This is a genomic window from Streptomyces sp. NPDC002467 (genome assembly GCF_042889825.1).
Taxonomy (GTDB): Bacteria; Actinomycetota; Actinomycetes; order Streptomycetales; family Streptomycetaceae; genus Streptomyces.
Genome location: NZ_JBIARJ010000023.1, coordinates 131,078 through 142,166, shown reverse-complemented (window position 1 = coordinate 142,166; position 11,089 = coordinate 131,078). Strand labels below are relative to the sequence as shown.

Annotated in this window: 10 protein-coding genes, 1 tRNA gene and 1 pseudogene; 7 read left to right on the top strand and 5 right to left on the bottom strand. The window is 69.5% G+C overall.

Features of this window, described 5'->3' with window-relative positions:
• Positions 1–1,028 precede the first annotated feature (1,028 nt).
• Positions 1,029–1,202 carry a hypothetical protein gene (locus ACFYYJ_RS35410; protein ID WP_385123885.1) on the top strand — a complete coding sequence of 58 codons (174 nt, stop codon included), beginning with the start codon at positions 1,029–1,031 and terminating at the stop codon, positions 1,200–1,202.
• A gap of 148 nt (positions 1,203–1,350) precedes the next feature.
• On the opposite strand, the gene ACFYYJ_RS35405 is transcribed toward ACFYYJ_RS35410, so the two are convergent.
• A complete protein-coding gene (locus ACFYYJ_RS35405) occupies positions 1,351–1,623 on the bottom strand; it encodes a hypothetical protein (protein ID WP_389138288.1) in 273 nt (90 codons plus the stop codon).
• Positions 1,624–1,851: 228 nt separating this feature from the next.
• Between ACFYYJ_RS35405 and ACFYYJ_RS35400 the strand changes: the two genes are divergently transcribed.
• Positions 1,852–3,273, top strand: coding sequence for a hypothetical protein (locus ACFYYJ_RS35400; RefSeq protein ID WP_389138286.1), 1,422 nt, complete (start codon positions 1,852–1,854; stop codon positions 3,271–3,273).
• Positions 3,274–3,284: 11 nt separating this feature from the next.
• Here ACFYYJ_RS35400 and ACFYYJ_RS35395 read toward each other — a convergent pair.
• Positions 3,285–3,506, bottom strand: a pseudogene (locus tag ACFYYJ_RS35395) (helix-turn-helix domain-containing protein); the annotation flags it as partial.
• A 664-nt stretch (positions 3,507–4,170) separates the two neighbouring features.
• Here ACFYYJ_RS35395 and ACFYYJ_RS35390 point away from each other — a divergent pair.
• Positions 4,171–4,244: transfer RNA gene (locus ACFYYJ_RS35390), tRNA-Gly, on the top strand.
• A 194-nt stretch (positions 4,245–4,438) separates the two neighbouring features.
• Here the strand turns inward: ACFYYJ_RS35390 and ACFYYJ_RS35385 are convergent.
• Both ACFYYJ_RS35385 and ACFYYJ_RS35380 read right to left on the bottom strand, forming a co-directional pair.
• Positions 4,439–4,831: a hypothetical protein gene (locus tag ACFYYJ_RS35385; protein WP_389138284.1), complete on the bottom strand. Its 393-nt coding sequence runs from the start codon at positions 4,829–4,831 to the stop codon at positions 4,439–4,441.
• A gap of 173 nt (positions 4,832–5,004) precedes the next feature.
• The gene (locus ACFYYJ_RS35380) at positions 5,005–5,577 is read right to left on the bottom strand and encodes a TetR/AcrR family transcriptional regulator (RefSeq protein ID WP_385123896.1); all 573 of its coding nucleotides are present in this window, start codon (positions 5,575–5,577) and stop codon (positions 5,005–5,007) included.
• 157 nt (positions 5,578–5,734) lie between these two features.
• Between ACFYYJ_RS35380 and ACFYYJ_RS35375 the strand changes: the two genes are divergently transcribed.
• The 4 genes from ACFYYJ_RS35375 (at position 5,735) to ACFYYJ_RS35360 (ending at position 9,653) form a co-directional block, all read left to right on the top strand.
• The gene (locus ACFYYJ_RS35375; RefSeq protein ID WP_389138282.1) at positions 5,735–6,472 is read left to right on the top strand and encodes an SDR family oxidoreductase; all 738 of its coding nucleotides are present in this window, start codon (positions 5,735–5,737) and stop codon (positions 6,470–6,472) included.
• A gap of 457 nt (positions 6,473–6,929) precedes the next feature.
• Positions 6,930–7,688, top strand: a complete 759-nt coding sequence (locus tag ACFYYJ_RS35370) for a hypothetical protein (RefSeq protein WP_389138280.1) — start codon at positions 6,930–6,932, stop codon at positions 7,686–7,688.
• Between the two features lie 376 nt (positions 7,689–8,064).
• Entirely contained in the window at positions 8,065–8,673 is a 609-nt protein-coding gene (locus ACFYYJ_RS35365; protein ID WP_385123904.1) for an RNA polymerase sigma factor, read from the top strand.
• A gap of 563 nt (positions 8,674–9,236) precedes the next feature.
• Positions 9,237–9,653, top strand: coding sequence for a hypothetical protein (locus ACFYYJ_RS35360; protein ID WP_385123907.1), 417 nt, complete (start codon positions 9,237–9,239; stop codon positions 9,651–9,653).
• A 155-nt stretch (positions 9,654–9,808) separates the two neighbouring features.
• Here ACFYYJ_RS35360 and ACFYYJ_RS35355 read toward each other — a convergent pair whose 3' ends face one another.
• Positions 9,809–11,083: a sensor histidine kinase gene (locus ACFYYJ_RS35355; protein WP_389138277.1), complete on the bottom strand. Its 1,275-nt coding sequence runs from the start codon at positions 11,081–11,083 to the stop codon at positions 9,809–9,811.
• Positions 11,084–11,089: the final 6 nt, after the last annotated feature.

Sequence of the window (11,089 nt, the reverse complement as noted above, 5' to 3'; positions counted from 1 at the left end):
GCGCGCGTGGGAGGGAGCCGCCCTCGCTGCGCTCGGGCGGCCGGCCCTTCGGGCCGGTGGAGCTCCCCGCTTCGCGGGGAGCTAAGTCAGTTCGCTTCGCTCTCTGACCTGCGGGAATCCGCTTCGCTCCTTCCCGCGGCGGGCTGCGCTGCGCTTCGCCCGGATGCGGCCGCTGCGCGGCCGCGAGCCCTGGTCGCTGCGCTCCCCTGGCCCTGGGCCCGCTCCCCTGGCCCTGGGCCCGCTTCGCGGGCAGCCGGCAACAGCGGGGAGGGCCGGGCGCCTTGGGGGCACTCCCCTGACCGGACCCAAAGACTTTGTTCCTGAACGCCCCTGACAGCCCGTCTACAGCCCTCTGAACTGCAGAAATGCCCCAGGGGCACACAGAGTCGAGAACGGCCCCCACAACCACGTACAACGCCCCGGCTGTTCAAGACCGCACCCCACCAACCACCAAAACACACAAACCTGACGAACCATCAGGAGAGATAGAGAAATTCATAACGTCGCACAGAGAAATCCATCCGGACCTCTGGAGAACCCTTGAATAACTCCCCAAATTTGTTATCACTGGGTCGCCCAGAGAAATTCTGCTCAGCCTCATCTCAACGGCCGCCAGGGTGACGGGCAGTCCACTGCGCGGCGCCGGAGACAGGACTTGCAGGGCTAACTCGCGCGCTGCGCATCCTCACCCCGCAACGGCGAGCGCGCCGGCACGGCGCCCTGTCAAGACTTCGCGAACCCGCGCAATCAACGCACTAGACCTCTCTCAAAACCGGGCCCGGTGTGCTGCAGGAGGACTTGCAGGGCTAACTCCCGCACAGTCCACCCTCATCCCACGACGGCCGCCTACCCCTGCACAAGCGCCCGTCAAGCTCTCGCGAATCCGCGCCGCAGGACCTCTGACCAGGCACGGAACGAATATTCGCGAGAACTCGATCCCGGCCGCGATCGCTCGCACAGTTGCCCTCGTCGCGCCCCACCCATCCCGGCAGTGCCGACCTGGCACGCCCAACCTGAGGAGAACACCCATGTCCAAACTCGCCCTGCTCGTCGTGCTCCTGATCGTCGTCACCGGCCTGCTGCTCCTGGCCGTCCTGGCGTACGCCGCCTACCGTCACCCGCGGATCGTCGCCCCTCTGATGGTGGCCGCCGCATTCGCCGCCGCGTTCGCCGGCGCCCTCGCAGTAGTGGCCGCCCTATGACGGCAACCGGGGGCAACGCCCCGCCGCGGCCCCGGGCCGGCTGCGGCCCCTCGGCCAGCGGTCTTGCGGCCCACCACTGCCAGGCGATACCGCCCGGCTCCGCCGTCCAGGCGGAACCGGACCCACGCCACGTCCGGCACACATCTGACTACGGCCCGGTGGTGGGCAGCGACGGGTCCTGGTCGGCCGGACCGGTCTCGGTGGCGCCGAAGGCGTGGAAGAGAGCGGGAAGGTCGCGTGCGGTGGCTTTGTCGACGGCCTTGGCATGGAGCCGGTAGCGCAGCACCGCACGTAGTGCGGGGACCGTGAGGGTGGCCAGGCCCAGGAGCAGCGCGGGGCCCTGTATCGCCGGGTAGAGGGTGGCGATCAGGCCGGCTGCTGCCGATAGGGCGCCGGTTACCAGGTTCCGGAGGATGTTCACCGTTGTGCCTCGCTTCCGCTTATCCGTGTGGCGGCGTCTGCGGCCACAGATCAAGCGTCGGGCGCGGCAAATCGGTGCGGCAGAGGGAACGGCGGTTCCCGCGCAACCGGTAACAGCAGGTCAACGCCTTGCGGGTTCGGGTCCTTTCACCGTGATGTACGTCTGCGCGACAATCGTGGATCCGCCCCGCGCCAGAGCGCGCCCGGGCGGTCGACGGGGGGCACGGAGATGGACGGACAGAAGGCGGTCGGGCCGGCGGCCGCCGCCTACGCGGCCGCGCTGCGCGCCGCAGTGCACGGCTTCACCATGCAGGGCGGCACGCAGAAGGAGATCGCGGTCGCCGCGCACGTCGCCCCGGCCACCCTCTCGCGCTACCTCAGCGGCGAGAGGATCGCCCCCCACGGCTTCCTCGCAAGCCTGGACACGTTCCTTGCAGGGCGAGCGCGGCCCCTGGACGCCGGGGTGCGGGAGCGGCTGGAGGAACTGTGCGGGCGCGCCCATGAGGCCAGCCGGTCCCCCGCCGTCCAGCTGGAGCACCTCAAGAAGGAACTCGCCCGGGTGCGGGCGGAGAAACGGGCCGGTGAGGGAGAGCTGGCCACGCTCAAGGCGGACGCGGACCAGCTGGCCAGCGAACTGGAGCAGGCACTGGAACGAGCCCGTCACGCGGAGACGGGACGCGGCGCCCTCGCACAGCGCGTGGACGAGAAGGACAAGCAGCTCCAGGACGCCCAGACCTACACCCGCCGGCTGGAAGCCGAACTCACAGCGCAGCACGACCAGGTCGTCCTCGTACAGCGGGAAGTCGAAGTCCTGCGCCGCCAGAACAAGACCCTCCTCGACGAGAGCACCGCCACGTCCGGCGAAACACTCGAAGGCGCCGTTCCCGCCGTGTCAACGCAGGCCACCAGCGAAGAGGCGAATCGGGAAGCCCCGGTTCCCCTCCCGCCCCGGGATCTCTCCACCAGTACCTTCAAGCCCCTGATACCCACGGTGCCGACTACGGAGCCGAAGCGTGGACCGTTGCTGGGGCGCGCGGACACCACGGAGCAGCTCACCGCGCAGCTGCAGGCGCTGCACGCCCGGGCCGGCGGAACCGAGGCGTGGCCGGTCGATCGCCTCGTCGGTCTGAGTCCCAGCAGGCCCTACGGCGGCCCGACGCGGGAAGACCGGCTCCTGATGGCCCGATGGTTCACCATGGGCGAGTACCCGCAGGACTGGCGCCGGCTGGAGCCGGTTCTGCGCGGCCTGGGGGCAACCTCATTAGAGGTCAAAACCTTCGCCACGTCCTACCTCAGGATCCAGAAAGGCCACCCGACCAGGACGTCGCACGTGATAGCGGCAGTACTCACCCTGGCAGCGGTGGCCGTGATCTGGCTCGGCGCCACCGCCGTCCTCCAAAGCGACACCGAGTCGTGGATCGCCAAGACACTCACCGTCCTCGGAGCACTGACGGCCTCCGCAATCGTCTGGGGGACAGGGGTGACACTCACCCTCCCGAAACCCGACGAGCCCTCTCTCTACAGGGAGTGGCCCGCAGGCCTAGTGATCTTCTTCGCCCCGGTCACCCTGGCGGCCGCTGTCATCGTGCCGTTCGCCACAGGTACCAACACCTGGGGCCACTGGATCGCAGCCCTGATCGGACTTCTGTGACACACCACGACGCCTCCCGCCCATTGAGGGTTGAGGCATGCGAGCCCGATCTCGTTGAAGCGGTGGATCACGTCCCGGACGGTGTCGTCGTCCGCCTGGACCAGCCACGCGATCACCGGGACCGTGCTACCGCCGGCCGAGGCCAGCAGCATCATCGCCCGCTGGAACCGCACCGAGCTCGTACTGCCCCGCCGCGCCGTCCGCTGAAGCTTCTGCCCCTCCTGCTCGGTCAGCCTCCGGACTCGGACCGGTGGTGCATCCCGCCTCCCGTGCCGGTTGGACTTCCAACCAGCACAACGAGCAACCCGGTGAACCCATGCGGTCACAGCACTAATGGGTACCGTCAAGGAGCGCCTTGGCCGTTTCAAGGTCGACCGCTAGCCCCCCCGTCGCCTCGACCACGGCGATGAACTTGTCGAGCTGGGCCTGGGCCATCTGATGAGCCAGGCCCTGGTGGAGCCGGACAGTATCGAAGTGCGCGTCCTGGTCGAACCGGGTTCCCGGCCCTGCCGAGCCATCCTACGAAGCCGCCCCTCACCCTCCCAGGAAGAACCCCCAGGTCCCTGGGGCGTTGCACGCCCAAGAGAGAACCGCCTCGCTGCGCTCGGCGGGGCTCGGCTTCGCCGAGCCAGGGCCGGCCCTTCGGGCCGGAGTCCTGCGCTTCGCTCCGGACGGGTTCGGGACTTCGCTTCGCTCCGTCCCGAACGGCCTGCTGCGCAGGCCTGAGTGACCCCGTTTCACGGGGTCTGGGCCTTCGGCCTGTTGAGACGGGTTCGCTCCGCTCCCCTTGGCTGTCCTTCCGGCTTCGCCCTCAGGACCCAGTCCGCTCCGCGGACTGCCAGCGATAAGGAGGTGCTCTGCGGGAAAGCGCGGCTTAGGCTGTTCACGCCGCAGCGGGGGCAGGTAGCGCAGAGGTCGACGCGCCCTCTTGCCAAGAGGGGATGACGCCGGTTCGAATCCGGTTCTGCCCCCGCCGCGCGCTTCCGTTGAGGAGGGCTTCTCCGTGTGCTCCGGACCGCCGGCGAACGAGCCGAGCGCGGACGTCGGGCGTCACCTCGGACGAACCGACCGGCGCGGGGAAGGCTGAGTGGATCCCCCCGGTCCGGCATCCATCACGTCTCCCTCGGCCTACTCCTCGTGATGGTGGCAATCACTCCTGGGGTTGTCAGTCGCATTCGGCGTAGCCGTTCGCGATGAGCAGGGCCTTCCCCAACAACTGAACAACCTCCTCAGAGAGGACCGAGCAGTCGTAGCGCAAGGAGATGGGGAAGCTCCCGTACAGGCTGAGGCCGAAACACAGGACAACGAGTTCCTCCCTGTGCTCCCCGAGTTCAGATGCCTCGATCGCAGCACGAAGCCTCGGGACCTCGAAGCCCGCCCACACCTTGCCTTCACCATCGATCCCTCCGGCAACGTACTGACGCAGCTGCGGATCTTCCAGCCAGAACCCTGTCGCCTCAAGCAGCCAGACAGCCGCTTCCAGAGGCCACACGCAGTCCGTACCGCGCTTCAAAGCCGCCAGAAAATCAGTAGAAGACATCGCAGAGAAGTCGATCACTCCACGATGGTAGGCGGCCGGCAGACCCAGCCGCTCGCCACGGGCAGCCACCGGCATGCTTCATTCCAACCATCGGATAGATTCAGGATTCTCGGAAGACCCACCTGGACGAGGAACTGCGAGCCCTGGCGTGGAGGCTGCTCAGCGACGGGTAGGCGGGCCTGGCCGAGTCGTCAGTGGCGGATCGTGAGGCCGTCCAGGGTGAGGTCGAGCAGGCGTTCCGCCTGCTGTCGGTGTTGCGACCCGGCAGAGGTGAGGGCGATGCCTTCCAGGGCGGCGCCGATGTCGGTGGGCCGGATGTCGGTACGGATCGCCCCCGCGGCCAGGCACGCGTCCATGAGCGAGGTGATGGCCGCCTGGATCAACTCCCGGCTGTGGCCGTAGGGGTTGCTTCCCGTGGCGGCGATGGCACGCAGGCCGTCGATCATGCCGTACTTGGCCGTGACGTAGTCCAGGAAGAGGCGTGCCCACGCGTGCAGGGCCGCTACCGGCGGCTTCTGCGCGAGGAGGGCGGGCGCGGCGTCGCACAGACGGGCCACCTCGTTGCGGTAGACGGCTTCGATCAGAGCTTCGCGCGTGGGGAAGTTGCGGTACAGGGTCCCGCTGCCGACGCCCGCTTCCTTGGCGATGCGTTCCAGGTGCGCGTCCGGACCCTCCGTAGCGAACGCGCGCGCGGCGGCCGCGAGGATCTTCTCCCTGTTGCGCCGTGCGTCGGCCCGCAACGGTCGCTGTGCTCCGTCGGTCATCGGTGTCGCCATCTCCTCTCCAGAACCAGCCACCAGTCGCCGGCCCACTTGCGAAACGGAGACGCCTCCACTTAGTTTGCATCAAACGGAGGCGCCTCCGCTTTTGCCGCGCACCACCGTACCCACTCGCACGCGTACCGCGAAAAGGAAGTCGATCATGTCCGGCGTTCAGGGCAAAGTCATCGCGATCACCGGTGCCAGCAGTGGCATCGGCGAGGCCACAGCGACCCATCTCGCCGCGAAGGGCGCCCGGCTCGTACTCGGGGCCCGGCGCGAGGACCGCCTGAACGCCGTCGTCGACGGCATCACGGCGAAGGGCGGCACCGCCACGGGCGTACTCGTCGACGTCACTCGCCGCGAAGACCTCCAGCGCCTCACGGACACGGCCCTCGACCGGTACGGCCGACTCGACGTCCTCGTCTCCAATGCGGGCACGATGGCCGTATCGCCCTTCGACGACCTGCGCCAGGACGACTGGGACGCCATGGTCTCCACCCACATCACCGGGCTGCTGAACGGCATCGCGGCGGCGCTGCCCGTCTTCCGCAGGCAGTGCTCCGGCCAGTTCGTCAATGTCGGATCGACCGCGGCCCACGTCGTCAAAAGCCCTCAGGCCGTGTACGCCGCCACCAAGACGGCGGTGAAGGTGCTCACCGAGGGGCTGCGCCAGGAGTCGGGACCGGACCTGCGCGTCACCCTCGTCTCCCCCGGCTTCACCCACACCGAAGGCATCGGGAAGGGGGCCGCCCCCGAGGTCGCGGCCGCGATGACCCGGCAGCGCGACGAGATCGCCATGCCACCGTCCGCCGTCGCGTCGGCCATCGCGTACGCCATCGAACAGCCCGACGGCATCGACGTCGGCGAGATCATCGTCCGCCCCACCGCGCAAGCCTGACGGACGGAAAGCCGATCCCGCCGCGCGCGCAGCCGCGGGTGTCCCAGGCGCCTCCGGGCCACCGTGCTCTGTCAGTGGCGGGTGCGATGCCGGCGTGTGACACGAAAGCGGCGTCCCGCAGCCGCGCGGCCGTGAATTGCCGGGCGATCAGGGGCGGTCGGGCGTGTGCATCAACCGGTGCAGGAGGACCCCGGCGGCGATCAGGACGACGCCGACCAGCAGATGGCGGACGCCGCGAGCGGTGAGCAGCATCCCCACCCCTTCCCGTACATGTTCAGTCGATCACACACTGTGCGCGGCTACCGCACGCCGACACCGGACATCCTCCGGTGTCGATGGCGCGGAGGCCGTACCGGACTTCGGCGGCCAGAACGGTGTCGCCGTCGGTGGTGGCGGTGAGGAGTCCGGCGTTCCCTCTGTCCGGTGCGGCACGGACGGCCGCTCATAGGATCGGCAAATGATCAGACGACCACCGCCGCCTTCCCTCTCCGTGTCCTTCGACGTGCCCGACGGACACGGCGTCATCGAAGTGACAGGCGACGCGGGTGGCAGCCTGCTCCTGCTGGCCGGCGATCCGGTGTTCCTGGAAGCCAACGACGGTTGCGGCAGCGTCGGCTGGCTGGCAGCCCGTGCGGGCACGGGCGGCCCGGGGCTCTCCGAGGTCAAGTACCTCACCGAGTGGCTCAGCGCCCCCGGCCTCGTGCCCGATCCGCGCACCGGCCAGGCCGAGCCACCGGATCCGGAATGCCTGCGCCCGCTGCTGTCGCTGCTCGCCTCCGGGCGGTACGTGATGACGGCCGCGGTCGCTCCGCACCACCTGCGGGTGGTCCGCCCGCGCGCCCTCCAGGTCCACGGCTGGTACGCCGACGAGGAGCTCGCGCTGGTGACCACCGACGCGTGGCCGCCCCACGACCACAGGGCCGTGCGCCGCTACCGCGACCGCATCCGCGCCGGGGGCGACCTGCCGGCGCTGGTCGCGCTGTTCCCCACCGCCAAAAGCCAGGTGGGTTACCTCCTCGACGGGCACCACAAACTCGCCGCGTACGAGCAGGCGGGAGTCCCTCCGATGATCATCAGGCTGACCCCCCAAGTGCCCCGCCCCTTCCGGCGCGACGACCTCGACCGAGCCTGGGCGGCATTCTCCGACAGGGCGCCCCGGGATCAGGACACCGCGCTGGACAGGGCCTTCTCCTACATGCGGGCGGAATCCGTCTGAGTCGGCAGCGCCCCTCTCCTCACGCCGTCCGAGCCACTGACCTTTCCAATGTCGCCCACCACTGACGTCGGACACCGGAAAGGACGGTCGTCAGACGCCGGTCAAGGGGGTGCGCGGTGAACGCCCAACCCTGGCCGCAGAGCCGGCACAGCCCCGGGCCCTCCCCGCGCGCCGCCTGCTCGGCTTTGTGCGTGAGAACGCACGCGGCCGTCCACGCCGCCCCAGGCCGGCACGCCAATCAGTTGTGACGCAGCTCACCCTGACGCTTGCTCACGCCAGAGACACCGCCAGGAGTGGTTCATACAGAAGGCCTTGGCGTTCCCCCTTCGAGGAGAACCCTGGCTGCTGGTGTCGAAACCTTGGGGAAGGTCAGAAAGTGCGCAATCGCGGCTCATACCAGCGGGTCCTCGGGGACCCGCCCTCCGACCTCACGCAGGAAGCCCTGGGCCAGTGGCTTGAGGCCGACCGGCGCATGCCCAGCTTCCACCGGGTCGTCCAGTCCATGGTCGGCCCGAACCACGTCGACGACGTCTTGTCGAAGGCCCAGGCCAAGCTCCACCGCCGCCTGCGGCTCCACGGACCGGTGGGCAACGTGCGGTCGTACTTCAGCACGATCTGCACCAACGCGGCGCGGGACCACATGAACGAGATCGCCAAGCTGGCCGAGCAGTTCGTCATGGACGACACGTCGTCGCTGGAGGACGTCGCCCAGCGGATCCGGGTCGTCGGTGCGGATGGCATGACCTCCGTCGAGTTCTCCGACCAGGTCTCCCGCGCCGTCAAGGAGCTGAGGGAGCACTTCTCCGACCACGAGCTGACCGTCTGGCTCCTGGTCGAGATGTACGACCTGGACTCCGCCCGGATCGCGGCGATCCGCGGCGGCACGCCGGGCGCCGTCCGCCAGACGGTCAGGCGGGCGCGTGCCAAGCTCGCCGATCCCGAACTGCAGCGGAAGCTGCGTGAGTGGACGCTCGCTCCCGAGTAGTCCCTGCCCACGGTGCTCGGTCCGGCCACCCCCGTCGGCCGGCCCGAGCGCCCAAGGGAGGGACTGCCCAGCCCGCTGCAACGGGCGAGCAGTCAGCACCTCCATCCGCCACATGGGGGAGAGGGAAGGCCGGCCCCGCTGGAATCGGGACCGGTCGGTGGCCCTCTCGGAAACAGGAGTGATCGTGTTGTTTGAATCGTCTCGCCCCCCACGGACCGCCGCAGGTCTGTGGATCGTCTCTGTCATCGTGCTGACCATCAGCCTCGTCCGTCGGCTGCTCGATCGCGTCCTCATGTCGCTGCCGGCGTCTCCCGAGCGCAAGGGCACCGGCCTGCCCGTCCGGCGGTTGTTCCCGCGCTCTTCGGCCGGTCTGACCGGAGTCTCTCCGCGATCCTGATGAAGCGGGTGTGAGCAACGCCATGTAGACCGGGCCGGGGTTCTTCCTCACTGGAAGAACCCCGGCCCAGGTGTTTCTTGATACCGGTTCAGACAGCCGGCCTCGTCTGCTCGACCATGGCGATCAACCACGAGCGGGCGAGCCCTTCGGCATCAAGGACACGCTGATGAACAGCTTGCCGTCCAACAGCTTCGACAACGACGGTAGCTCCGAGATCTACGAGGTGTACTCGGAGGTGCTCAACGAGCTCGAGGCCGTGGCCACGCCCGTGCCGCCGGCCGTCTCCGACGCCGTCGACGCGATGAACACCACCTACACGCAGATGCTCGACGAGATCGAAGCCGAGATCGCGCTGCTGCAGCGGAACGTGAAGCGCCGCCGTCGCGCCCTGCGGCGCCAGGTCCGCCGACGGGCCGTGGACCGCGTCGCCGTGTACCGTCGGCCCGCCCTGATCATGCTGGGCGTCTCCTTCTTCGTCGTCGGCGTCATCATGCTGATCACGGGCCAGCCCCACGCGCTCGACATGTTCGACCGCGCGATGACGGCCTGGGCCACCGCCTTCGCCACGCCGCCGCGTACCTGAGCGCGCGCCGGCCGCGGTGCCGGGACGAAACAAGGCCCCCGTTTCCCCGGAGTCATCCGGGGAAACGGGGGCCTCGTCGTGCTGCCGGGGCGCGGTCGTGGTGTCGGTGCGGGCGGTTGACCTGTGCGCGTCTGCTTCCGTGGGCCGGTTGCGGTTCAGTCATCGGACGGAGCGGGTCCGTCGTCCAGGTCGAGGGTGGCCAGCGCGCCCCCTTCCGGGGCGTTCGCGAAGGCCAGTCTGGCGCCGAGGACGCCTGCCTGTCCGAGTGCGATGGTCAGACCGAGTCCGTGCCCGCGCCCGCGTTCGGGGGTTCCCGTACGGAAGCGCTGCGGGCCTTCCGTGAGGAGTTCGGTGGGATAGCCGGGTCCCTGGTCCCGTACGAGGATCCGCGCGCCCGTGGCGGTGGCCTCCACGGCGACTTCGACGGGGTCGGCTCCGTGCCGGTGGGCGTTGGTGACGAGGTTGACCACGATCCGTTCCACCCGGCGCGGGTCGGTCTCCAGGGTCCTGGTGGCACGGACCTCCACGGCGGTCGGCGTCCCCGTGCGGCGGACGATGTCGGTGACCAGTTCGCCCAGGGGCACCGCGTCGGTCCGCGCCCGTTCGGCTCCGGCGTCGAGTCGGGAAATCTCCAGGAGGTCCTCGACCAGCCCGTTCAGGGCCCGGGCACGGTCCCGGACGAGGTCGGCCACCTCGTCGCCCTCCGGGAGGAGTCCGGCGGCGGTGGACAAGCCCATCAGCGGGGTGCGCAGTTCGTGCGCGACGTCCGCGGTGAAGCGGCGCTCGCCCTCCAGTTTTCGCTGCAGGGCCGCGGCCATCTCGTCCACGGCCGCCGACATCTCGGTGATCTCGTCACGGGCCCGGCCGCCCGGTCCGATCCGGGCGTCGAGGTCGCCGTCGGCGATGGCCCGGGCCGTGCGGGATCCCCGGCGCAGCCTGCGGTTCATCGGTTCGGTGGCCAGGGCGGCGAGCGGTACGACGACCAGGAGGGCGGCGAGCACGGCCTTGACGATGCTGCGGTCCAGGAGTTGGAGGCCGCGTACCTCGGAGCTCATGTCCGTCCGGGCGACGAGTACCCGGCCGCCCTCGACGGGCATGGCCGCCCACATCCAGTACCAGTTGGGGGGTTTGCGGTCGTTCCAGGTCGCATACAGGGCGGCCGGGTCCTTGGCGGCCAGCGCCCGCGCGAGTGGTGCGTCGAGCCGCTCCGGAGTGAGGACTTCGACGTCGAGCGGCGTGCTGCCCGTGCGGGTGTACTCGCGCTCCGCGGCGGCCAGGCGAGCGGAGAGGCGTTCGTTCCCGGTGTGGTCGCTTCGTTCGGCCATCGCCTGGTGGACGAGGACGCCGATCACGGCGGCCACCGCGCAGCATGCGGTCGCGGTCAGGGCGGCGATCTTCCAGCGCAGGGCGCGCGGGTTGAGGAGTGCCATGGGTGC

Coding starts and splice junctions, on each gene's coding strand:
- ACFYYJ_RS35380 (WP_385123896.1), bottom strand. CDS start 5,577: ATGACCGACGGAGCACAGCGACCGTTGCGGGCCGACGCACGGCGCAAC.
- ACFYYJ_RS35410 (WP_385123885.1), top strand. CDS start 1,029: ATGTCCAAACTCGCCCTGCTCGTCGTGCTCCTGATCGTCGTCACCGGC.
- ACFYYJ_RS35370 (WP_389138280.1), top strand. CDS start 6,930: ATGATCAGACGACCACCGCCGCCTTCCCTCTCCGTGTCCTTCGACGTG.
- ACFYYJ_RS35355 (WP_389138277.1), bottom strand. CDS start 11,083: ATGGCACTCCTCAACCCGCGCGCCCTGCGCTGGAAGATCGCCGCCCTG.
- ACFYYJ_RS35360 (WP_385123907.1), top strand. CDS start 9,237: ATGAACAGCTTGCCGTCCAACAGCTTCGACAACGACGGTAGCTCCGAG.
- ACFYYJ_RS35375 (WP_389138282.1), top strand. CDS start 5,735: ATGTCCGGCGTTCAGGGCAAAGTCATCGCGATCACCGGTGCCAGCAGT.
- ACFYYJ_RS35400 (WP_389138286.1), top strand. CDS start 1,852: ATGGACGGACAGAAGGCGGTCGGGCCGGCGGCCGCCGCCTACGCGGCC.